General features: G+C 73.4%; 16 protein-coding genes and 1 tRNA gene. 5 read left to right on the forward strand and 12 right to left on the reverse strand.

Annotation, left to right across the window (positions count from 1 at the left end):
* Nucleotides 1–49: 49 nt before the first annotated feature.
* The 4 genes from AB0I29_RS10035 to AB0I29_RS10050 form a co-directional block, all read right to left on the reverse strand.
* A complete protein-coding gene (locus tag AB0I29_RS10035) occupies nucleotides 50–691 on the reverse strand; it encodes a hypothetical protein (RefSeq protein WP_357481485.1) in 642 nt (213 codons plus the stop codon).
* A 431-nt stretch (nucleotides 692–1,122) separates the two neighbouring features.
* Complete coding sequence (locus AB0I29_RS10040) at nucleotides 1,123–1,992, reverse strand: hypothetical protein (RefSeq protein ID WP_357481100.1); 870 nt, start codon at nucleotides 1,990–1,992, stop codon at nucleotides 1,123–1,125.
* A gap of 5 nt (nucleotides 1,993–1,997) precedes the next feature.
* The gene (locus AB0I29_RS10045) at nucleotides 1,998–2,363 is read right to left on the reverse strand and encodes a helix-turn-helix domain-containing protein (RefSeq protein ID WP_357481103.1); all 366 of its coding nucleotides are present in this window, start codon (nucleotides 2,361–2,363) and stop codon (nucleotides 1,998–2,000) included.
* A 53-nt stretch (nucleotides 2,364–2,416) separates the two neighbouring features.
* Nucleotides 2,417–2,490: transfer RNA gene (locus AB0I29_RS10050), tRNA-Met, on the reverse strand.
* A gap of 111 nt (nucleotides 2,491–2,601) precedes the next feature.
* Here AB0I29_RS10050 and AB0I29_RS10055 point away from each other — a divergent pair.
* A complete protein-coding gene (locus AB0I29_RS10055; RefSeq protein ID WP_357481106.1) occupies nucleotides 2,602–3,420 on the forward strand; it encodes a nicotianamine synthase family protein in 819 nt (272 codons plus the stop codon).
* A gap of 60 nt (nucleotides 3,421–3,480) precedes the next feature.
* Here the strand turns inward: AB0I29_RS10055 and AB0I29_RS10060 are convergent, their stop codons facing one another.
* Together AB0I29_RS10060 and AB0I29_RS10065 are read right to left on the reverse strand one after the other, a co-directional pair.
* The gene (locus tag AB0I29_RS10060) at nucleotides 3,481–6,498 is read right to left on the reverse strand and encodes a UPF0182 family protein (protein WP_357481109.1); all 3,018 of its coding nucleotides are present in this window, start codon (nucleotides 6,496–6,498) and stop codon (nucleotides 3,481–3,483) included.
* 141 nt (nucleotides 6,499–6,639) lie between these two features.
* Nucleotides 6,640–7,740, reverse strand: coding sequence for a PDZ domain-containing protein (locus tag AB0I29_RS10065; RefSeq protein ID WP_357481477.1), 1,101 nt, complete (start codon nucleotides 7,738–7,740; stop codon nucleotides 6,640–6,642).
* A gap of 139 nt (nucleotides 7,741–7,879) precedes the next feature.
* Here AB0I29_RS10065 and AB0I29_RS10070 point away from each other — a divergent pair, with 139 nt between their 5' ends.
* Nucleotides 7,880–8,422 carry a SprT-like domain-containing protein gene (locus tag AB0I29_RS10070; protein ID WP_285103261.1) on the forward strand — a complete coding sequence of 181 codons (543 nt, stop codon included), beginning with the start codon at nucleotides 7,880–7,882 and terminating at the stop codon, nucleotides 8,420–8,422.
* A 14-nt stretch (nucleotides 8,423–8,436) separates the two neighbouring features.
* Here the strand turns inward: AB0I29_RS10070 and AB0I29_RS10075 are convergent, their stop codons facing one another.
* Entirely contained in the window at nucleotides 8,437–9,852 is a 1,416-nt protein-coding gene (locus AB0I29_RS10075) for a zinc-dependent metalloprotease (RefSeq protein ID WP_285103259.1), read from the reverse strand.
* 150 nt (nucleotides 9,853–10,002) lie between these two features.
* Here AB0I29_RS10075 and AB0I29_RS10080 point away from each other — a divergent pair, with 150 nt between their 5' ends.
* On the forward strand, nucleotides 10,003–11,067 hold the full coding sequence (locus AB0I29_RS10080) for a ThiF family adenylyltransferase (RefSeq protein ID WP_285103257.1): 1,065 nt from the start codon (nucleotides 10,003–10,005) through the stop codon (nucleotides 11,065–11,067).
* Between the two features lie 8 nt (nucleotides 11,068–11,075).
* On the opposite strand, the gene AB0I29_RS10085 is transcribed toward AB0I29_RS10080, so the two are convergent.
* Both AB0I29_RS10085 and AB0I29_RS10090 read right to left on the reverse strand, forming a co-directional pair.
* A complete protein-coding gene (locus tag AB0I29_RS10085; protein WP_285103255.1) occupies nucleotides 11,076–11,441 on the reverse strand; it encodes a WhiB family transcriptional regulator in 366 nt (121 codons plus the stop codon).
* A gap of 500 nt (nucleotides 11,442–11,941) precedes the next feature.
* Nucleotides 11,942–13,966 carry an ATP-dependent DNA helicase UvrD2 gene (locus AB0I29_RS10090; protein ID WP_357481115.1) on the reverse strand — a complete coding sequence of 675 codons (2,025 nt, stop codon included), beginning with the start codon at nucleotides 13,964–13,966 and terminating at the stop codon, nucleotides 11,942–11,944.
* 88 nt (nucleotides 13,967–14,054) lie between these two features.
* Between AB0I29_RS10090 and AB0I29_RS10095 the strand changes: the two genes are divergently transcribed.
* A complete protein-coding gene (locus AB0I29_RS10095; protein WP_285103251.1) occupies nucleotides 14,055–14,324 on the forward strand; it encodes a mycoredoxin in 270 nt (89 codons plus the stop codon).
* Nucleotides 14,325–14,330: 6 nt separating this feature from the next.
* On the opposite strand, the gene AB0I29_RS10100 is transcribed toward AB0I29_RS10095, so the two are convergent.
* Complete coding sequence (locus AB0I29_RS10100; RefSeq protein ID WP_285103249.1) at nucleotides 14,331–15,248, reverse strand: phosphotransferase; 918 nt, start codon at nucleotides 15,246–15,248, stop codon at nucleotides 14,331–14,333.
* Nucleotides 15,249–15,362: 114 nt separating this feature from the next.
* Between AB0I29_RS10100 and nudC the strand changes: the two genes are divergently transcribed.
* Entirely contained in the window at nucleotides 15,363–16,280 is a 918-nt protein-coding gene (gene nudC / locus AB0I29_RS10105; protein WP_285103247.1) for an NAD(+) diphosphatase, read from the forward strand.
* An 18-nt stretch (nucleotides 16,281–16,298) separates the two neighbouring features.
* On the opposite strand, the gene AB0I29_RS10110 is transcribed toward nudC, so the two are convergent.
* Together AB0I29_RS10110 and AB0I29_RS10115 are read right to left on the reverse strand one after the other, a co-directional pair.
* Entirely contained in the window at nucleotides 16,299–19,688 is a 3,390-nt protein-coding gene (locus AB0I29_RS10110) for an ATP-dependent DNA helicase (protein ID WP_357481120.1), read from the reverse strand.
* Nucleotides 19,685–22,966, reverse strand: a complete 3,282-nt coding sequence (locus tag AB0I29_RS10115) for an ATP-dependent DNA helicase (protein WP_357481123.1) — start codon at nucleotides 22,964–22,966, stop codon at nucleotides 19,685–19,687. Before AB0I29_RS10115 ends, AB0I29_RS10110 begins: the two co-directional genes overlap by 4 nt.
* Nucleotides 22,967–23,059 lie beyond the last annotated feature (93 nt).

Below are 23,059 nucleotides of genomic sequence, written 5' to 3' on the forward strand. Positions count from 1 at the left end.
ACGCCGCGGCGCTGCTCATGCACAGGTTGCGGCGGCATGCCCGGCTGGCTCAACGGTCCAGCACGACCTCCACCGCCTCGACCACGGTCTGGAACACGGAGTCGGACGCGACTTCGCCTGTGTGGCGGACGGCGCCGGCCCACGCCGTCGAGAGGTCCTCGCCGAGCGAGGTCCGCCGCTTCAGCTCGCCGGAGAACGCGTGCACGGCGAGGCCCGTCGCGGTGTCGTCGTGGATGACCGCTGCGCCTGCCGCTTCGACTGCCCGTACCAGGAGCGCTTGGTCCGCGGCAGCGCCGCTCTCGCACATCTCCCCGAACGCCCCCAGCGCGGCTCGCCACGACCTGTCCTCGCCCTCGACGGCGTACGGGTACCAGGCCCGTGCGGCGGCGCGTAGGGCCTCGCCGGCTCCTGCCCCGATCTCGTCGGCGACGCGCGCCGCGTCGGCGGCTGCCCGCGCACCAGAGCGGAGCGAGACGAACGTCGCATCGTCCAGGGCGTCGGCACGTTCACCCGCAGCGGCAATCGCCTCGTAGGCATTGCGCACGCACCCTGCTTCGAGCTGCGGTGAACCAGGAACCTCGGCGGCCCGAGCGATGTCGGCCCCGAGCCCGTCGTGGCCGAAGGCATCTGGGTCTATCCCACGCGCGAGCCCGTCGGCATGTGCTCGTGCGCTGTCGGGTTCCGTGTTCATGCTGACTCCTCCTGAGGTCGGTGCTGCGACGGTAGGCGAGCAGTTCCGCCACGCGGTTACCGGTGGTTGTCCGAGGGATGAATGGGACGCCGCCGGGCGGGCTCGCGAGGACCGTCGTCGGTTGCGACCACGGCGGCGCGGACGTACGCAAGATCATCGGGACTGCGACACACCACGTTCCACCTGGACGAGTACGTCTACGGCGCGTTCAGCCGCAGGCGTTAGGGGTCGACGACCTCGAGGATTGGCTGAGGATTCGGGGCTCTGCGCGTTCTCGCGTGGACGGTGCGTGGATCGACTTGAACCGCGACCTCTGCAACGCGCCGAGCCTCAGGGGTCCACCTAGGAAAGGCCTGTCGGAGGGCGTGACTCGGCGCTTCGTGCGTTCCTCGCGCAGGGGCAGTACTGCCGTGTCTTCGTTATTCCGGATGTCAACGCCCTGCCCCCACGATCCGAGCTAGGTGCTGCCGCAGGGAGGACCCCTCGGGGTCCACACTGACCCACGCCAACCAATCTCCCGCCACGGCGACTTCTACGATCTTGCCCTCCAGCTGGTACGCCCTGCCGTCGAGAAGCAGGAACCCCGTCCCAACGGTGTCCCGCGAGCTCGTCCAGGCCACCGCCCGGCCGTCGGCGTCGATCCCCGCCACCCCTCCAGCCGAGCCGGCCAGCGTCACCGCCTTCGACCTCCGGTCGAGCACATGGAGGTCACCCGCCACCTCCCACGCCAGCACGGCGTCCGACGACGCCATCTCGGTCACCGTCTCGAGCGGGTACCCACTCGTCGGCGGGAGGGCCATGAGCGTCCGTGGCACGCCGTCGTCCCCACGAGCGGCGAGCTCAATGCCGGTGCGAACGTTTTTTGCCGCCCACTCGACCCCGTCCGACGTGACGGCGAACGCGGTAGAACCAGAGAGCAGGCTCTCGGTCTCCCCTGTCGCCAACCGGACCCGTACCTTCTTGAAGGCTGGCATCACGAGATGCCGCATGTTCCGTTCGTACAGCGCCCGGGTGCTTTCAGCGATCGAGTCCTCCAGGTCCAGATCCTCCAGCCACAGGTCCACCAGATCGGTGAATGAACTGTTGCGGGTCAGTTCACCGAAACCGGAGCGGCTACCCCGCGTCGCGATCGCGGCCTTGAGCGCGATCTTTGCTGCCGTCTCGGTAGGACCGACGGCTCGCACCTGGCGCGACTTTCCGTCGTCGTCGCGGTACCAGGTGCGGGCTTCGACGCTCCCGTTGTCCAGGTCTGCGAGCCAGATCTCGCCGAAGGTGCCCACTGGTGTGCGCGGTCGTCCCATGCCGATCACCGCCCGCCCGTGTGGTCGCCGGGGCGGGTCTCGCGCTGCTGCTCGATCCACGCACGCACGTCGCTCACGGCGTACTTGACGCGGCGGCCGACGATGATGCCGCGCGGACCCTTGTGGTCCACGCGCCAGTCCTGGAGGGTGGCGACGGGTATCCCGAGATAATCCGCCAGGTCCTCGGTGCTCAGCAGCGGCTCCAGGCCCACATCGGGCCGGCCGCTCTCAGATGTGGTGAAGGCGTCCATGCACCGTAGGTGTGGGCCTTCCTCCAGAGTGCTCCAGCGCACTCCGTACTCGAACTCCAGATCCGGCTCGAACAGGCCGGTCAGCGGCCCAATCTGTTGCGTTTCTGTTGCGGTGCTCAAGTTCTACAAACCTCTCAGGCCCGGAGATCCGCAGATCTCCGGGCCTGATTTCGTAGCGGGGGCAGGATTTGAACCTGCGACCTCTGGGTTATGAGCCCAGCGAGCTACCGAGCTGCTCCACCCCGCGTCGGTGATCCCTACTTTACGCACCCCGAGCGACGAAGTGCAAACCGGGCCGCCCGGTCGAGACGCAGGTCACAGCCGGTCGAACCGATCCGGCCGTGGAACCATCGTCCCCATGACGACGGAGCTGAGCGATACCACCCTGTCCGCCGACCGGATCGTCCACCTCACCGACCAGCTTGCCGCACTGCCCCACCTGCGCCCGGACCCCGGCACCAACGCCCTCTTCGGCGACCTGGTCCAGGCGGTCCTCGCGACGCCCGACCGGCAGGCCCGGGACGTCCTGGCGCATCCTGAGATCCACCGCCGCAAGGACGCCATCCGCGACCTCTCGGCACGCGGCGAGACGGAGCTCGAGCACGCGTGGGCGGAGCACATCGCCGGCGCGCCCGACGCCCGGGCCGCGCTCGCCGCGTTCCCCTACCTCGACAACTACCGCCGGCTCACGGCCCTGGAGACCCGGCTGATCGCCCACGCGGGGGGCGGCACGCCGGCGTCGGTCGCCGTCGCCGGGAGCGGACCGCTCCCCCTGAGCGCCCTCGGCTACGCCGACGCGCTCGACGCCCCCGTCGTCGGCCTGGACCGGGACGCCACGGCGGTGGCGCTGGCGCGCCGGGTCGCCGCGCGCCTCGGCTCGACGGCGGTCCGGTTCGAGCAGGCCGACGCCGCCGACGTGGGCCTCGGCGAGCACGACGTCGTGGTGCTCGCGGCGCTGGTGGGCGAGACGCCGTCGGCCAAGGCCGCGATCCTGCGCCGGATGGCCGACGCGATGCGGCCCGGCGCCCTGCTGCTCGCCCGCAGTGCGCGCGGGGCACGCACCCTGCTGTACCCGCCCGTCGACCTGGGGGCCATGCCGGGGTTCGAGGTGCTGGAGGTGGTGCACCCCACCGACGACGTCATCAACTCGGTGGTGGTGGCCCGCTGCCTCGCCTGAAAGAGTCAGACCTGCAGGTCACCGAAGTGACCTGCAGGTCTGACAGGGTGCGTCGGAGCGTCAGCCCTGCTGGGCCTCCTCCGCCGCGATCGCGTCCTCCAGCGCCTGCTGCAGGCGATCCTGCGCCTCGCCGTAGGCGGCCCAGTCGCCGTCGCGCTGGGCGGCGTTGGCGTCCTCCATGGCCTGGCGGGCGTCCTGCAGTGCGGCGTCCAGCTCGGACGACGGCGCCTCGGTGCTGTCCGGCGTGGACTCGCCGCTCGGCTCCTGGCTGGGCTCCTGGCTGGGTTCCGTGCCCGTCTCGCCCTCGCCCGTGGGCGGTGCGGTGGGCGCCTCGTCCTCGGCCGCCGCGCCGGCGTCGCCGGCCTGGGCACCCGAGTCACCGCCGAACACCTGGTCCAGCGCCTCGTCGAGCGTGTCGGCGAACCCGATGTCGTCACCGAACGCGACGAGCACCTTGCGCAGCAGCGGGAACTGCGTGCCACCGGTCGACTGGATGTAGACCGGCTGCACGTACAGCAGACCGCCGCCGACCGGCAGGGTGAGCTGGTTGCCCCGGCGCACCGTGGACGCGCCGATCTGCAGGATGTTCAGCTGCTCGGAGATGGTCGGGTTCGAGTCGAAGTTGTTCTGCACCTGGCCGGGGCCGGGCACGGTGGTGTCCCGTGGCAGCTCCAGCAGGCGTAGCTTCCCGTAGTCCTCGGACTTGGCACCCGCCTCACTGCCGGCGTCGGCATCCACCGCGAGGAACCCGGTGAGCACCTCACGGTCGGTGTTACCACCAGGGATGAAGGTCGACGTCAGCGAGAACGTGGACTCGTCCTGGCCGGGCATCTGCAGCGTCAGGTAGTACGGCGGCTGCAGCGGGGCGGTGGTCGCCTCCGACGTCGGGTCCGTCGGGTTGTTCCAGAAGTCCTGGCCCGAGAAGAACTCCGCGGAGTCCGTCACGTGGTACTGGCTGAGCAGGGTGCGCTGCACCTTGAACAGGTCCTCCGGGTACCGCAGGTGGCTCATCAGGTCGCCGGAGATCTCGTCCATCGGCTTGACCGCGCCCGGGAAGACGTTGCTCCACGCCTTCAGGATCGGGTCGTCGGCGTCCCACGCGTACAGGTCGACCGAACCGTCGTAGGCGTCGACCGTGGCCTTCACCGAGTTCCGGATGTAGTTGACCTCCTCCGGCAGCGCGACGGTGCCGCCGGCCTGCTGGGTGGTGAGCGTGTCCGCCACCGCCTCGTCGAGCGGGGTCGACGTCGAGTACGGCACGGCGTCGCTCGTGGTGTAGGCGTCGACGATCCACTTGACGCGGCCGTCCACGACCGCCGGGTAGACCCGGTTGTCGAGCGTCAGCCACGGCGCGACCTTGCTGACGCGCTGCTGCGGGTCCCGGTCGTAGAGGATCTGCGACTCGCTGGTGACGCGGTCGGAGAACAGCAGCTGCTCCTCGCCGAACTTCAGCGCGTACAGCAGCTTGCTGCCGAACGAGCCGACGTCGGGGCCGGCGTCGCCGGTGAACGTCGTGTTGACCTGGCCGCCGTCGTCCGCGTCGTCGGCCTGGTAGTCGAGCTCCCACGCCTTGGTGCCCTCGGGCGCGCCCACGATCGAGTACGTGGTGGTGCTCGGGCTGAAGTAGATGCGCGGCTCGTACTCGCCCTCGAGGTCGCTGATCGCGCCCTGGGACGGGATGCCGCCCTCGAAGAAGGCCGGACGCCCGTCCGGGCCCGGCTGGTTGCCGTACGCGGCGACGACGCCGTAGCCGTGCGTGTACACGGTGTGGTCGTTGACCCAGTTGCGCTGGTCCTGGCCCAGACCGTCGAGGTTCAGCTCGCGCACCGCGATCACGGTGTCGCGGGACTCGCCGTCGATCTCGTACTTGTCGACCGACAGGGAGTCGTTGAAGTTGTAGTACTGCTTGTTCTGCTGCAGCTGGCGGAACGACGGCGAGACGATCTGCGGGTCCAGGAGCCGGATCGACGCGGCGGTGTCCGCGTCGGAGCGCAGGGCGCCCTCCTCCGCCTCGGTCGTGGCGTCGTACGGTTCCTTCTCGACGTCGTCGATGCCGAAGGCCGACAGGGTCGCGTCGATGTTGCGCTGGATGTACTCGCTCTCGAGCTCCTGCGCGTTCGGGTTCACCTGGAAGCGCTGGACGACGGCGGGGTAGATGCCGCCGATCGCGATGGCGGAGACGACCATGAGGCCGACGCCGATCGCGGGCAGACGCCAGTCGCCGCGGAACGCGGTGACGATGAACAGCGCGGCCACGAAGATCGCGACCACCGTGAGGATGCCCTTGGCGGGGATCACGGCGTGCACGTCGGAGTACGAGGCGCCGTCGAACCGGTCGCCCGCGTTGGTCAGGATCGAGTACCGGTCGAGCCAGTAGTTGGCGCCGATCAGCAGCAGGAGCACCGCGCCGATCACGGCCAGGTGGATGCGCGCGGCGGGGGTGGTGCGGGGGCCGCCGGCCGCGGCCGGGCCGACCCGGAGCCCGCCGTACAGGTAGTGCGTGATCACTCCGGCGATACCGGCGATCACCACCACCGAGATGAGGAACCCGACACCGAACCGCAGCGCGGGGAGCAGGAAGACGAAGAACCCGAGGTCCATGCCGAACTGCGGGTCCGTCTCACCGAAGGGCTCGCTGTTGAACGCCAGGAGGACGGTACGCCACTGCGCCGACGCCGCGACGCCCGCGAAGAAGCCGATCAGCACCGGGGCCGCGATCATCACGACCCGGCGCAGCGGCTCGACCGCCTCGCGGTACTGGTCGAGCGTGGCCTGCTCGGGGGTGCTCGGCGCGTACACGGGGCGCGAGCGGTAGGCCGCGGTGAACGACCAGAACACGGCTCCGGCCATGACCAGGAAGCCGACGGCGAACAGCGCGCCGCGCATGCCCCACTCGGTCCAGATCACCCGGGAGAACCCGAGCTGCCCGAACCACATCACCTCGGTCCAGAACTGCGCTAGGAGAAGCAGGGCCGCGACGACGACGGCGACCGCGACGACCGCCACCCCCAGGGGACTGCGTCGTCGGGCTCGGGGTGCGCCGCCGGATGGGCGACGAGGTGCTGCGGCGAAGGACACTTCTGCGTTACCTCACGTCATGAATGGTTGGGCCGTACGCAGTTGGAACGGCCAGGCTCTGGTCAAGGTTCCCACCACAAGGTTCCCACATCCTCCAGATGTGCAACATGCGGTCAACACCCGGGATCCCGCCCGCGAGCGTCAGGAGCACGTCGGCAGGTCGGCTCCCTCGCCACGCCCGATCTGCTCCACGGCGTCGCGCGCCTCCGCCAGCGTCGCCACCCTCACCACGCGCAGCCCGTCGGGCACGTTGCCCACCACCTGGTCACAGTTGTCGGCGGGCGCGAGGAACCACTCGGCGTCGTCGCGTACGGCGCCGTACAGCTTCTGCTCGATGCCGCCGATGGGACCCACCGTGCCCTCCGGGCTCATGGTCCCGGTACCAGCGATGATCTCGCCGTTCGCCTCGTCCTCGGGGGTGAGCTTGTCGATGATGCCGAGGGCGAACATGGTGCCCGCGCTCGGCCCGCCGATGTCCTCGATCTCGATGGAGACGTCCACGGGGAAGTCGTAGTGCGGGTCGATGAAGACACCGAGCACGGCCCGCTGGCCGTTGTCGGCGGTCGTGATGGTCACGTCCATGGTCCGCTCGCCCCGTTGCACGCCGAGCGTCACGTCCGCCCCCGGGGTCGTGCCGGCGAGCCCGTCGATGAGGTCGGCGTAGGTGCCCACGGGTTCACCCTGGAACTCCGTGATGACGTCGCCCTCCTTCAGCTTGCCCTCGGCCCCGGAGCCAGGCTCCGTGCCGGCGACGTCCAGCACGGCGGGCACGTCGTAACCGAGCTCCGTGAGCGCCGCGGCCGTGGCCGACTCCTGCGACGAGACCATCTCCGCCTGGCTGACCTCCTGCTGCTCCTCCTTGGTGGTGGCCTCCGGGAAGATCGCCTCCACCGGCAGCACCGAGCGCCGCGGGTCCAGCCAGCCCTGGATCACCTGGCCGGCCATCATCGGGTAGCCCGGCCCGCCCAGCACCGACACCGTGGTCAGGCGCAGCTGCCCCGTCGACTCGTACGTGCGGGCGCCCTCGATCTGGATGAGGTTGCGCTCCAGGGTGTCCTCGGTGGGCCCCGGCGAGCGCATCGCGTAGGGCGTGGGCACGACCAGCGCCAGCGCGGCCAGGACGGCCGTGAGCAGCAAGGACACCCCGAGGGTGACCGTGCGGCGCGTGATCGGCGCAGGGGTCACCGCCAAGTCGTCGAACGGTGACGGCTCGGGCTGCGGAGCGTGCTGAAGGTCGCGCATGTCGGTCACCGGCCCATCATTCCTCACTTGCCTGGGGGTTCCGTGAATCGCACCCGAGCACAACCCCGTAGGCAAAGTTTTTCCACTTGAACGGTGTGTTATACCCCACCTTGACGCCGATAACCGGTACGGTCGTCCCGTGGCCCACGACGCCCTGACGTCCGTGGAGGTGCGCCGGAGCCGCCGTCGCACCGCCACGGTGAGCGCATACCGCGACGGTGGACGGACCATCGTCGCCATTCCTGCGCGCTTCTCTCGGGCTCAGGAACGAGAGTGGGTGGCGAAGATGGTGGCCCGGCTCGAGGACAAGGAGCGGCGGCGTCGCCCCTCCGACCAGGAGCTCATGGACCGCGCCGGCGAGCTCTCCGCCAAGTACCTCGGCGGCAGGGCCCGGCCCTCCAGCGTCCGGTGGTCGGCCAACCAGGGCAGGCGCTGGGGATCGTGCACGCTGCTGGACGGCTCCATCCGGATCTCCACCCGGCTGCAAGGCATGCCGTCCTGGGTTCTCGACTACGTGCTGCTGCACGAGCTGGCGCACCTGCTGCACGCCGGCCACGGCCCCGAGTTCTGGAAGATCCTCGAGGTCTACCCCCGGACGGACCGCGCACGCGGCTTCCTGGAGGGCGCCTCGTTCACCCAGGACGACAACGGCCAGGCCACCCCGGACGACGAGGAGGACTGAGCTCCTCCGCCGGGTTACTTGTCGGCGTCGTCCTGGTTCTGCCCCTCGTCGCCGAAGATCTCCTTGAGCGCCGCGTCGACGTCGGCATGCTCGTTCTCCGCCGCCTCGCGGCGCACCAGGTAGCCCGACGGGTCGTCCAGGTCCTCGGTGCCGGGCAGCAGGTCCGGGTGGTCCCACACCGCGTCCCGCCCGGCGGGCCCCTGGGCGCGGGCCACGATCGAGAACAGGGTCGCGGCGTCGCGCGACCGGCGCGGCCGCAGCTCCAGGCCGACCAGCGTCGAGAACGTCTGCTCGGCGGGCCCGCCGGCGGCACGCCGGCGGCGGATCATCTCCCGCAGCGGGATGGCGTGCGGCAGGTGCGGCAGCGCGGCCATGGCGCTGACCTCGTCCACCCAGCCCTCGACCAGCGCGAGCGTCGTCTCCAGGTTCAGGAGCACGGCCTTCTGCTCGTCCGTGTTCTGCAGGCCGAAGACCCCGCCCGACAGCGCGCTGCGCAGCGCGTCGGAGTCGGCGAGGTCGATGTCGCGCACCTGGGCCTCGAGCGCGTCGAGGTCGATGGTGATGCCGCGCGCGTACCGCTCCACGATCGACAGCAGGTGCGAGCGGAGCCACGGGACGTGGGTGAACAGGCGCGCGTGGGCCGCCTCGCGCACCGCGAGGAACTGCCGCACCTCCTCCAGCGGGGCATCCAGGCCGTCCGCGAACTCGGCCACGTTGGTGGGGAGCAGCACGGTGTCGGGGCTGTCGAGCAGCGGCAGGCCGACGTCGGTGGCGCCGAACACCTCGCGCGAGAGCGTGCCCGCGGCCTGGCCCACCTGCATGCCGAACACGGCGGAGCCGAGCCGGCGCATCATCTGGGCCGGGTCGATCGAGCCGCCCAGACCGTGCAGCACGCCGGCGGGCATGCCGGGCACGGCCTCGCCGTCGTCCACGCCCTCCGGGAGCTGGTCGCGCAGCACCGTGGCGAGCGCCTCCGAGACGGAGGACGCCACGGGCGCGGCGAGCTCGTTCCACACCGGGAGCGTGGCCTCGACCCACTCGGACCGGTTCCACGCGCGTCGCGTGCCGCCCGCCGGCGGGAGGTCGGTCACGGCGTCGAGCCAGAGCTCGGCCACGCCGAGCGCGTCCGTCGCGTCCTTGGCCTGCTTGCCGGTCAGGGACGGGTCGCCCTCGCTGACCGCGACCTGCCGCGCGACGTCGTGCGCGACGTCGGCGTTGACCGGTCCGGTGCCCTCGGCCGAGAGCATCTTCTGCACCTGGGCCAGGGCGTACTGCATCATCACCGGGTCCGGTGCGCCACCGAGCGCCGTCGGGTCGATGCCGCGTTCGCGCATCTCCGCCATGACCTCGTCTGCGCCGTCGCCGAGCATGGAGCGCAGCATCTCCTCCCACGACTGGGGAGTATCGCCGGGCTGGTGCTGGTCGCTCATAGTGTTCACCGTAACCGGGTCCGCAAGGGTTGCGCCGTCCATTTGGCTCTGGGCGCAGCCGGGAACTTCCGGACCGCTCGATGCTTTGGATATGCCTCCGGGCCTGTGGACAACGGCCCCGGCGCGCCGCCGTCAGGCATCGTGGTGGGCATGAAGCGCACCCCCGCCCTGCGGCTCCGGCCCGGCACGCCCGTGCTCACCCGCGGCGGCGGTCAGGTGCAGTGCGGCTCGGACCCGCGCTGGTCGTTCGTGCTGTCCGGGCTCACGCCGGCCGAGGAATCGTGGCTGGAGGAGATCGCGGAGCGGCGGCACGTGACGGTCGAGCAGTCGGCCGCGCGGTGCGGCGTGCCCGCCGAGCGGCGGGACGAGATCATGGGCGCCCTGGTCCGGGCGGGCGTGCTCGTCCCCGTCCCGGGAGCGGTCGGCGTGGTGACCGCCCCGGCCGACGGGGCGGCGGACGCGACCGCGCTCGGCATGCTGCGGCCCGACGGCGCCGGGCTCGCCACGCTCGCGGAGCGCGCCGGGCGGGTCGTCGGCGTCGTCGGGCTCGGGCGGCTGGGTACGGCGGTCGCGCTGCACCTCGCGACGGCGGGGGTGGGCGGCCTCGTGCTGTGCGACCCGCTGCCGGTGCAGACCACCGACGTCGGGCTGGGCGGCCTACGGGCGGCCGACGTGGGCGAGGCGCGCGACCTGGCCGTCCAGGCCCTGCTCGCGGACCGTTCCCCGCGCGTCGGGGTCCGGGTGGACGTCGACGCCAGGGGCGGCACGGGGCTGGACCCTGCGGCGCTCGACGTCGTCGTGGTCACCGAGCCGCACGCGGCGCACCCGGCGCGGTACCAGCGGCTGCTGGGCCTCGGGGTACCGCACCTGCCGGTCGTGGTGCGTGAGGCCGACGTCGTGGTGGGCCCGCTGGTGCGGCCTGGCCGGTCAGCCTGCGTGAGCTGCGTGGACCTCGCCCACGCGGACGCCGACCGGGAGTGGCCGGCGCTGGCGGCCCAGCTCCGCAAGACGCCGGAGCCGACGCACGAGGCGACGCTCGCCGCCGTGGCAGCGGCGACGGCCGCGGGCCAGGTGCTCGCCCAGCTGGACGGGCACCGGCCGGCGGCCGTCGGTGCGTGCCTGGAGATCTCGCTCCCGGCGGGGATCCCCCGCGCCCGGCCGGCGGAGCCGCACCCGCGGTGCGGGTGCGTGGTCCTGCCGGTCCGGGCGGCCTGACCCGCGGGTCATGCGGCGGCGACGTTCTCCGACTTGCGGGGCCGGCCACGGCCGCGCTTGCGGGCTACGACGGCGCCGTCCACGAAGACCTCGCCGCCCCAGACGCCCCACGGCTCGTTACGGTCGAGGGCGCCCGCGAGGCAGCCCTCGATGAGGGGGCACGTCCGGCAGAGGGCCTTGGCCTGCTCCACCTGGGTGCTGTGCTCGGCGAACCACAGCTCCGGGTCGTTGGTACGGCACGGCAGCAGTGTGTCCATGAGCCGGTTGAACTCCGCCGAGTCCGAACCGGTCCCGCTCGTGGCGGGGTGTTGAGGCGGGTCCCAGGGGCCCGAGCCGCCCTGGGGAAGAGTGTCGAGGAGCGCAGTGAGGCGCACGGTTGTCTCCTGTGTCCTGAAGGAACGTCGTCGATGAACGTTGGTGGTGCAGGACCCAGGGGCTAGATCCTTGCCGGGCCGGCCGAGGTGGGGCCGGGTCTCCGGGCAAGAATTAAGGCCGCGGGTCCTAGGTGGACTCCGCGGCCTGGAACTCTTCGGTCGTCAGACCGGTGAGTCTCCTGGAGATGCGGAGTCGGGTGCGAGAGCGGACGGCTTGACGCCTCCGCGGTGAGTGCGCGCGCGGAAAGGCAGAGCTGCGCCAGTGGCCGGGACGGGCTCGTAGCCGAGCACGTGCTTGCACACCTGCAGATCCGTCTGCGGAATCATGTTCATCTCCAATGCACCCACCTCCTCACTCGAATCCGGGCCAAGCCTCTCGGCCTCGCCCACTGCTGTCAGGGACATGTGAACACTATGCCGGGCCGCCTTGGCGAGCCAACTCTTTTTCCAAACTTTCTTGAGAAGTTTTTCGGACCACCCCGGGAGGGGCCCGAAACGGCTCAAGAAGCCGGTGCGTTCGCCACGATCGCGAGGATCGTGGGGCCGTACCTGTCGATCTTCGCAGGACCGATCCCGTTCACGCGAGCAAGTTCGGTCGTGCCCGAAGGTCGGATCTCCGCGATGGCCGCCAGGGTCGCGTCCGTGAGCACCGTGTAGGCGGGCTTGTCGGTCTCCCGGGCCACCTCTCGGCGCCACTCGCGCAGCGCGTCGAAGAGCGCGGCGTCGTGCTCGCCGGTGAGCTGCGTGCGGGCCTGGCCCTTCGGCGCCGTCCGGGCGCGAGCCGCGCGCGGCGCGCGCGGCTCGTCCGGCCAGAGCCCGTCGAGGAACCGCGTGCGCTTGCGTGTGGCCCGCCCGCCCGGGTTGCGCGAGCGGGCGAACGACACGTCCAGGTGCTCGCGGGCCCGGGTGATCCCCACGTACAGCAGCCGGCGCTCCTCGTGCACCGCGTCGTCGGTCTCCGCCAGCGAGATGGGCATGAGGCCCTCGCTCATCCCCGCGAGGAACACCGCGTCCCACTCCAGGCCCTTCGCCGCGTGCAGCGAGGCGAGCGTGACGCCCTCGACCGTCGGCGCGTGCTGCGCGGAGGCCCGCTCGTCGAGCTCCGCCACGAGCCCGGAGACGGTCGCGGGGCTCTCCGGCGTCGCGGCCGCCGCCAGGTCGTCGGCCAGCGAGACGAGCGCCTGCATCGCGTCCCAGCGCTCCCGGGCCGCGCCGCGGGCCGACGGCGGCTGGTCGGCCCAGCCGGCGGCGGCGAGGATGTCGCGCACCTGGTCCGGCATGGACGCCGCCGGGTCGGCCGACCGGGCCGCGCCCCGGAGCAGCACCAGCGCGTCCCGCACCTCCTTGCGCTGGAAGAACCGCTGGCCGCCGCGCACGAGGTAGCCCACCCCGGCGTCGGCGAACGCGGCCTCGAACGCCTCGGACTGCGCGTTGGTGCGGTACAGCACGGCGATCTCGCTGGGCTTCACGCCCGACCCGATCAGGCGCGCGGCCCGGGTGGCGATGCCCTTCGCCTCGGCCTCGTCGTCGTCGTACGCCGTGAAGGCGACCGCCGGGCCCGGCTCGCGCTGCGCGATCAGCTCGAGCGCCTGGTGCGCGCCGCCCGCCCGGCCCGCCCGCTTGAGCACCTCGTTGGCGAGGTTCACCACCTGGGGCGTGGAGCGGTAGTCACGCACGAGGCGCACCTCCTGCGCCTCCGGGAAGGTGCGCCGGAAGTCGAGGAGGTGCCGCGGGGTGGCGCCGGTGAAGGAGTAGATGGTCTGCGACGGGTCGCCCACGACGCACAGCTCCCTGCGCCCGCCCAGCCACTGGTCCAGCAGGAACTGCTGCAGGGGCGAGACGTCCTGGTACTCGTCGACCACGAAGTGCTTGTACTGCGAGCGCACCTCGTCCGCCACGATCTTGTGGCTGTTGAGCATGTCCGCGAGCATGAGCAGGACGTCCTCGAAGTCGATGACCTCGCGCTCGGTCTTCACGTCCTCGTACGCCGTGATGAGGCGGGCCACGGCCTGCGCGTCGTAGCCCGACGGCGCCTCGCGGCCGGTCCGGTACGCCGCCTTCTCGTAGTCGTCCGCGGCGACCAGCGAGACCTTGGCCCACTCCACCTCGCTGCTCAGGTCGCGGACCGCCACGCGGTCCACGCTGAGGCCGACGCGCCGCGCGGCCTCGGCGACGATCGGGGCCTTGAACTCCTGCAGCCGCGGCGGGGCGCCGCCGACCACCCGCGGCCAGAAGTAGCCGAGCTGCCGCAGCGCCGCGGAGTGGAACGTCCGGGCCTGCACCCCCTGGACGCCCAGGCCCCGCAGACGGGTGCGCATCTCCCCCGCGGCACGCGCCGTGAACGTCACCGCCAGCACGCTGGTCGGCTTGTACGCGCCGATGCGGACGCCGTACGCGATGCGGTGCGTGATGGCGCGGGTCTTGCCCGTACCCGCCCCCGCCAGCACGACCACGGGCCCGTTGAGCGCGAGAGCGACCTCGCGCTGCTCGGGATCGAGCGCGGTCAGGATCGCGTCGGGGCTCATCGGTCCAGGATGATTCGAACCGTCGGCGGAGTTGGTCTGGGTGAGCATCGTCTGCGATTCTCGCAGCAACCACCGACAAGGAGAACAGATGTCCGAGACGACCACGCCGATTCCCGAGGACGGGACCGTCCTCATGTACTCGACCACCTGGTGCGGGTACTGCCGGCGGCTGCGCACGCAGCTCGACTCCGAGGGCATCGGCTACACCGTCATCGACATCGAGGAGCAGCCCGAGGCCGCCGCGTTCGTGGAGCAGGTCAACGGCGGCAACCAGACCGTGCCCACGGTGGTCTACCCGGACGGCTCCGCCGCGACCAACCCGAGCCTCGCCCAGGTGAAGCAGGCCCTCGCGGCCTGACGCCGGTCAGGCCTCGTCGAGGGTCGCCTCGTCCAGGTCCTCCAGCATCGACGTCGCGTCCTCGACAACCTCGGGCAGCCGGTGCCGCACGCCGTGCAGGAGCCAGCGTGCGAGCGCCAGCTCGCCCACGAGCATCGCGCGCTCGGCGAGGCGCGAGTCGCTCAGCTCGGTGCGGCGCAGCTGGTAGGCCTCCATGATCGAGTCCACGGCCTCCATCGGCGCCGCGGCGATGAGCCACGCGAGGTCGTCCGCGGGGTCCGCGACCCGGGCCTCCGCCCAGCCCGAGACCGCAACGACCCGCTGCCGGTCCACGAGGAGCTGGTCGGGGGCCAGGTCGCCGTGCGTGACGACGGGCTTGAACCGCCACAGCGACACGTCCTCCAGGGCGGTCTCCCAGCGGCGCAGCAGGGTGGGCGGGACGCGGCCGGTCTTCGCGGCCTCGTCCACCTCGGTGAGCCGACGCTCGCGGTACTCGGACGCGGTGTAGCTGGGCAGCCCGCACGTCTCGACGACCGACGTCGGCAGCTCGTGGATGGCCGCGATGGCCCGGCCCAGGTCGGCGGCCAGCCCGGGGCCCTGCTCCAGGACCTCGACGTCGAGGTTGTCGCCGATGATCCTGCGGTGCACGACGGCGCGGCCGCCCTCCGGCAGGAGGGCGTACCCCGCGACCTGCGGCACCACGAACGGGAGCACGCCCGTGTCGATGTAGAGCCGGAGCGCATCGAGCAGCTCGATCTCGGCCTCCAGCGCGGCCCCGGCCACCGTCGTGCGGGGCGCGCGCACCACCCACTCCTGGTCGTCCGCGCCGGTCACGACGGCGACGTCGTAGTCGCCGGCGAGGTCTCCGACGCGCACCGACCGGGCGTCGAGACCCGGCACTGCGGCGGTCGAGAGGGCGGCGAGAGCGAGGGGCGTGCGGGACACGTGCTCACCCTAGAGCAGCGCCCGGCGCTCGACGGGGCAGGACCGTGGCGTGTCCGGCGTCTCCGCCCGAGACGTCTGGCATCGCGCGCTCCCGCGGGCGACTAACGTCGTCCCGTGCGTTCTCTCGACCTCCCCTTCGCCCGCGCCGCCCACGACCGCGCCGCGCACCGGCGCGCCGAGCCCGGTCTCCTCGACGACCTGCTCAAGGAACCGGCCACGCGGGTGCTGGTGGTGCGCGGCACCCGCGTCGCCACGGTGGAGCAGCGACTCGCCTTCTTCGCGCCCGACGACGTCGCGCACCTGGCCGTCCGGACGCACCTCTTTCTCGGGGAGGCCGACGGCGTCGCCCACCTCGCCGCGCTGCTGGACGACCCGGACCGCCGGGCCGGGGCCGAGCCCGTGCCGGAACCCGACCTCGACGCCGGGTGGACGGGCATCCGCTCGCTCGACGCGTCCGACCTGGAGGTGGGGCTGGTGGTCGAGGCGGTCGCCCTCGCCCAGTGGCACGCGGTCTACACGCACTGCCCGCTGTGCGGCACGCGGACCGAGGTGCGGCAGGGCGGCTGGGTGCGGCACTGCCCGGCGGACGAGTCCAACCACTTCCCGCGCACCGACCCCGCGGTGATCATGGCGATCACCGACGCGGACGACCGCCTGCTGCTGGCCCGCGGCCCGCAGTGGGACCTGGGCCGCCGTTCGGTGCTGGCCGGCTTCGTGGAACCCGGGGAGGGCCTGGAGCAGGCGGTGGCGCGCGAGACGGCGGAGGAGGTCGGCGTCGCCGTCGACCCGGCGTCCATCGAGTACCGTGGCAGCCAGTCGTGGCCGTTCCCGGCCTCGCTCATGCTGGGCTTCCGTGCCCGCGCGACCACCACGGGGCTGGTACGGCAGGAGGACGAGATCGCCGAGGCCGACTGGTTCACCCGCGACGAGGTCGCCACCGCGGTCGCGGACGGGCACCTGGGCCTGCCCGGGCACACCTCGATCGCGCGTTCCCTGATCGAGGAGTGGTTCGGCGGGCCGATCGAGGACTGACTCCGCCGTCGCCGGTGGTCAGGCGCCCCGGATCAGCGCCTCGAGCTCGGCCTCGTCGAGGAGCCTGTCCGGGCGCACCGTGGTGTCCGAACCCACGTAGTAGAAGGCCGCGCTCACCTGTTCCAGCGGCAGCCCCGTCCAGCGGGACCACGCCAGCCGGTACACGGCGAGCTGCACCTCGCGCGCGGCGCGCGCCGTCGCGTCGAGCGGCTCGCGGCCCGTCTTCCAGTCGACCACCACGACGGCGTCCGGACCCGTCGCCGGGTCCTTGAAGACGGCGTCCATGCGGCAGCGCAGCATGACGCCGGCGACCGGCGTCTCGACGTCGACCTCGACCGCGACGGGCATCCGCGCCGACCACTCCGAGCCCAGGAAGGTGTCGCGCAGCTTGTCGAGGTCGGTGTCCTCCGGGAGGTCGTCGTCCTCGGCGCTGGGCAGGTCGTCGACGTCGAGCAGCGTGGCGGACGTGAAGAACTGCTCCACCCACTCGTGGAACCGGGTGCCGCGCCGGGCGTGCACGGTGGGCTGCACCGGCACGGGCCGGCGGAGCTGGAGGGCGAACGCGTCGCGGTCCGCGGCGAGCCGCACCAGCCCCGAGGCCGAGACGTGCGCCGGGAACGCGACCTCGCGGTCCGCGTGCCGGTTCCGCTCGGCCAGGAGCATCCGGGCCAGGTCGACCAGGTCGTGGCCGGCCGCGTCGGCGAGGACGCCCTGCGGCGCGGTCAGCGCGTCCGCCGGGAGGCGCATGGCGGCGAGCGCGACCAGGCGCTCGTCGGCCGCCTCGTCCACGAGTGCGGCCGTGGCGCGCAGGACGTCGCGGGCGGTGGGCTGCTGGTCAGGCCGTCGTTCGTCCGAACCCCCGTCCGGGGCCGGCCACACGGCCGTGATCTCCTCCGCGTTGCGCGGGTTCTCGGCGTCGGGCTCCGGCATCGGGGCCCACAGGTCCGCCTTGACCAGCTCGGCGTCGGCCAGCTCGGCGAGGAACGGGGAGACGCCGCGCGGGCGGCTCGCCGTGCCCCACCAGGAGGCGGTGAGGAAGAGCTCGCGCCGGGCCCGCGTGAACGCGACGTAGGCCAGCCGGCGCTCCTCGGCGAGGCGGTGCTCGCCGCACTCGGCCTTGAACTCGTCCCGCAGCGCGACGAGATCCTTGGTGTCGGAGGCGTGCTCCCAGTCGAAGCGGGGCAGGTCGTCCGCGTCCCCGCGCAGGTGGTAGGGCAGCTCGCCGAGGTCGGACAGCCAGCCGGACGACGACTCGCCCGACCTGGAGCCGCGGTCCCAGGTGGGGAACGCGCCGTCGGCCAGGCCGGCCACGGCCACGGCGTCCCACTCCAGACCCTTCGCGGCGTGCGCCGTGATGACCTGGACGGCGTCCGGGTCGGGCTCGTGCACCGGCATGTCGAGCCCGCGCTCCCGCTCGCCCGCGACGCCGAGCCAGGCGAGGAAGGCGCCGAGCGTCGCCGTGTCCGAGGACTGCGCGAACGACGCCGCGACGTCCCGGAACGCGTCGAGGTGCTCGCGCCCGCGGTCGCTCACCGCGCCGCCCACCCCGGCGCCGGCCAGCGCGAGGGCGGTGGCCGCCTCGACGTCGAGGCCGAGCGCGCGCTCGGCCTGGACGACCAGCTCAGGGAGCGAGAGGTAGGTGAGGCCGCGCAGGTCGCGCAGCAGCCGGGCGAGCGCCGCCAGCCGGCGGTGCGCGTCCTCCGACAGCACGCGGCCGTCGCGCGCCGGTTCGCCCGCCGGCGGGAGGTCGTCGAGCGCGTCCACGATCGAGCGGTGGTCGGAGATGTCGCCCTCGACCACGCGCAGGTCGTCGTCCGGCACGGGCTCGGCCGAGGCGGCCGCTGCCCGGCGCGGGTCGTCCAGCCGGGCCAGGTCGGCCGCCCAGGACCCGAGCGCGTGCAGGTCGGCCGCGCCGAGGTTGAGGCGCGGGCCGGTAAGCAGGCGCAGCAGGGAGTCGCCGCGCGACGGGTCGTGCGCGGCCTGCAGCAGCGCCACGACGTCGACCACCTCGGGCGTGGACAGCAGGCCGCCCAGGCCGACCACCTCGACCGGGAGGCCGCGGCGGCGCAGCGCCACCTCGATCGCGGGGAACTGGGCCCGCGCGCGGCAGAGCACGGCGGCCGTGGCCCGCCCGTCCGGGTGGGCGCCGGAACGCCACCGCTCGGCCACCCACTCGGCGACTGCCTCGGCCTCCTCCTCCAGAGTGGCCGCGACGTGCGCCGTCACCACGCCCTCGCCGGCGCCGGGCCGCAGGTCCAGCGGCGGTACCTCGACGGTCGCGGCCGCGCCGGTCCGCGAGCGCAGCGGCCCGGACACGATGTTCGCGGCGGTGAGGACGGCGGCGTCGTTGCGCCAGGACGTGGAGAGGTAGTGCACGGCGGCGGGGACGCCGTCGTCGCGCTGGAAGCGGTCGGGGAAGCGTGCGAGGCCCGCGGCGGAGGCGCCGCGCCACCCGTAGATGGACTGGTGCGGGTCGCCGACAGCGGTGACCGGGTGCCCGCCGCCGAACAGGCCGGAGAGCAGCTCGACCTGGGCGTAGGAGGTGTCCTGGTACTCGTCGAGCAGCACCACCTCGAACCGGGCCCGTTCGGCGGCGCCCACCATGGGCACCTCGCGGGCGAGCTGCGCGGCGAACGACACCTGGTCGCCGAAGTCGAGCGCCTCGGCGATGCGCTTGCGACGGCGGTACTCGACCACGAGGTCCACGAACCGGGCCCGCTCGGCGATCGAGCCGATGAGCTTGTCCACGTCCTTGGTGCGCCTCTTCTGCCGCGGGCCGAGCGGCACGGACTCGAGGTGCTCGGCCATGTCGGCGAGCCGGGCGCGGGCGTCCGCGGGGTCCACGAGGTGCTCGCCCAGCGCGTCGGACAGCGCCACGACGGCCGCGGTCACGGTGCTGACGGCCCGGTCGGTGGCGAGGTCCTCGTCCCAGGACTCCACCACCTGCGACGCGAGCTGCCACTGCTCGGCCTGACCGAGGAGGCGGGCGCTCGGCTCGACGCCGAGGCGGAGGCCGTGGTCGGCCACGAGGGAGGCGGCGTAGGCGTTGTAGGTCGCGACGGTGGGGCGGTCGAGGTCCAGGCCCGCCAGCGCCTCGCCCGACTCCTCGCCGAGCGCACGGTTGAGCTGGGCGAGCCGGGTCTGGACGCGTTGGGTGAGCTCGCCCGCGGCCTTGCGCGTGAAGGTGAGGCCGAGCACCTGCTCGGGGTGGACCAGCTTGTTGGCGATCAGCCACACCACGCGCGCGGCCATGGTCTCCGTCTTGCCGGAGCCCGCGCCCGCGACGACGAGGGCGGGCTCCAGCGGGGACTCGATGACGCGGACCTGCTCGTCGGTGGGCTCGTGCCGCCCCAGCAGCCGTGCGATGGCCCGGGCCGACAGGCGGATCTCCGGCTCGTGCCCGGTCACTCGACCACCTTCCGTCCCTCGGGCTGCAGCGGGCAGGACCGCCGCACCGCGCACATCTCGCACAGGTCGTTGTTCCGGGCCGCGAACCGGGCGGCGGCCATGGTGTCGGCGGCGCCCTCGACGGTGTCGCGCGCCCAGCTGTTGCCCTCGGCGTCGGGGGCGAGCGCCGGCTGGTTCCGCACGCTCGCCGAGACCGTCTCGGTGCCGACGTAGACGAGGCTCGCGCCCTTGCTGACCGTGCCCTCGGGCAGGTCGAGCGCACCCTCCTCGACGGCGAGCTGGTAGGCGCCGAGCTGCGGGTTCTCCGCCGCCTTGTCCTTGCTGGCCGCGGTCTTGCCGGTCTTGAGGTCGGCCACGGTCACGCCGCCGTCGCCGGCGTCCTCGACACGGTCCACCTGGCCGCGCAGCCGGGCGCGCCCCACCCGCAGGTCGAAGTCGGCCTCGACGAGCAGCGGCTCCCCCGAGTCCCCCAGGTACTCCGCCAGCCGTTCCACCATGCGCTCGGCACGCTTGCGCAGCTGCAGCGACGGCCAGCCGTCGGGCAGGGCGAGCTCGGGCCAGCGGCGGTCCAGCTCCGTCCTCAGGTCGGTGAGCGAACCCTTCGGGTGGCTCTGCGCGATCGAGTGGAGCAGCGTGCCGAGGGTCTGGTGCGTGGCGTCCGGCTTGGTGCCGCCCGCCGACTCGAACGCCCACCGCAGGGCGCAGGTGGTCACCGTCTCGACCTTGGAGGGCGACACGGTCACCGTGTCCCGGGCGCCCCACAGCGGCACCTCGCTCGAGACGCCGGCCACGCCGTACCAGGTGCTCGGGTCCGCCTCGGCCACGCCGGCCGCAGCGAGGTCGGCGAGCAGCGCCGCCGCGGGCTGCGCACCGCGTGCCGGCTCAGGTCCGGCCGCCGTCCGCACGAGCTCCGAGCGCGCCGCGGCCACGACCCCGCGCAGGTCGAGCGGCGGGCCGACCGGGACCCGCCGCGGGTCCGGCCCGTCGCCGCCGTCGTCCCGGGGGGACACGAGGTCGCAGAACACGCTCGGGGACTCCTCGGTGTCCTCCACCGCGGTCACGAGCAGCCGCCGCCGGGGGCGCGAGACCGCCACGGCGAAGGCGCGCAGCTCGTCGGTGAGCACCTGGCGGCGGGCCTCGGCGCCCACCACCCGGCCATCCTCGGACCGGCCCGCGATGAGCTCGACGAGCGCCTGGGAGCCGAGCAGGGAGTCGCGCAGCCGCAGGTCGGGCCACACGCCGTCCTGCACGCCGGCGACGACGACCACGTCCCACTCCCGCCCCGCCGCGCCGGGCGGCGTGAGCGCCTCCACGGCGCCCGTGCCCTGCGCGGAGGCCGCCAGGGAGTCGGCCGGCAGGTCCTGCGACGCCAGGTAGTCGACGAAGGCGCCGACCGGCGCACCCGGCATCCGGTCAACGAACGTCTCGGCCGCACGGAACAGCGCGAGCACGGCGTCGAGGTCCCGGTCGGCCCGCAGGCCCGCGGGGCCGCCGGCCAGGGCCGCGGCACTCCACCGTTCGGCCAGGCCGGTCGCGGCCCAGGCCGCCCAGAGCACGGTCTGCGCCGTGGCGCCCGGCTCCCCCGCCGCCTCCCGGCCCGCGGCGAGCACCCGGGCCACCGCGAGCGGTCCGCGCCGGACCTGCGTGGGCAGCAGGGCCGCGCGTGCCGGGTCCGCGAGCACCTCGACGAGCAGCGCGTCCGAGGTGCGGCCGCCACCCGCGGAGAGCTCCTCCGCCCGCAGGGCGCGCCGCAGGCGCCGGAGAGCCACCGCGTCGAGCCCGCCGATCGGCGAGATGAGCAGCAGCGCCGCCGTCTCCGGGTCCAGCACGGGCTCGTCGCCGTCGAGCTCCTCGGCGATCAGTGCCTCCAGGCTCCCGCGCGGCGCGCCCGCGCACGTCTTCACGGCGGCCAGGAGCGGCGCCACGGCGGGCTCGTCGCGCAGCGGCAGGTCCGACCCGAGCAGCGCCACGGGCACCGACGCCGAGACCAGCTCGCGCCGCAGTGCCCCCAGCCGCGTGCCGCTGCGCGCGATCACCGCCATGCGCTCCCAGGGCGTGCCCCGCAGCAGGTGCTCCGCACGCAGCTCGCGCGCGATCCACGCCGCCTCCTGAGCGGCGCCCGCGAGCACCGCCACCTGGACGGCCGGCGGCGCGTCCTCGGCGGCGGGCTTCTCGTCCGCACGCGCCGTCGCGCGGCGGTGCAGCGCACTCGCCGACACCGGGATCCGGTTCGTCACCGCGCGGGTCACGGCACGCAGCTCCGGCCGCTGACGCCAGACCGTCCCGAGCACCACCGTCTCGGCGTCGAACGCGCCGAAGGCACGCCCGGGGCCGGCGGGCGCGGCGGCGCGGCCGGTGAGCCCCGGCGCGGCGCCGCGGAACGTCTGGACGGCGGAGTCCGGGTCGGACAGCAGGACCAGCCGCGCGCCGTCGTCGTGCAGCACGCGCAGGAGGCGGACCGTCGCGGCCGTCGCCTCCTGGTAGTCGTCCACCACGACCAGGTCCCAGGTCGGCCGCGGCGCGCCCGGCACCTCGTCCTCCCAGGAGCGCAGGGACTCCGCGGCCTCGTCGATCACGACGGCGGGGTCGTACCGCGGCCCGGCGTCGGGCGTGGCGAGCCGCAGCGCCATCGTGTCGAGGTACTCCTCGTAGAGCTGCGCGGCCATGATCCACTCAGGGCGGTCGTGGGCACGCCCCATCTCGTCGAGCTCGACCGGCCCGAGGCCACGCTCGGCGGCCCGCATCAGCAGGTCCCGCAGCTCCTGGCGCAGGCCGCGCAGGCCCAGCGACTCCTCCGGCAGCCCGACCGGCAGCCGCAGGGGCCGCCCCTCGCCCGCGACGTGCCCGGCGAGCAGCTCAGCCAGCACGAGGTCCTGCTCGGGGCCGGAGACCAGGGTCGGCGTGGGCTGCCCGAGCGCCGCGGCGCGCGTGTGCAGCACCGCGAACGCGGCCGACGACGCCGTGCGCACCATCGGGGCGCCGACCGTGCGGCCGGCCTGGGCCGCCACCTCGTCCCGCAGCCGCGCCGCCGCACGACGCGACGACGCCAGGACCAGGACCCGCTCCGGCTGCACCCCGGACATCAGCGCCCGGACCGCCACCTCGCAGGCCACCGTCGTCCGGCCCGACCCCGGGGCCCCCAGGACCAGCGTCGCGGGCCGGCTCAGTGCGGACTCGACGGCGGCCGCCTGGCTGTCGTCGAGCCGCACGGAGGTGGCGCCGGCGGGACGGGTCCCGGGCGGCGCCAGCCGAGGTGCGAGGGTGAGGGTCGGTGTCACGCGGACGATCGAACCACGAGCCACTGACACTCCCCGACGCCCCGCGCGGAGGCGTCGCGAATGTCCGGTTCACCCCCGGTGGGGGCGCAGTGA

The organism is Promicromonospora sp. NPDC050262 (assembly GCF_040655935.1).
In the GTDB taxonomy this organism is placed as follows: Bacteria; Actinomycetota; Actinomycetes; order Actinomycetales; family Cellulomonadaceae; genus Promicromonospora.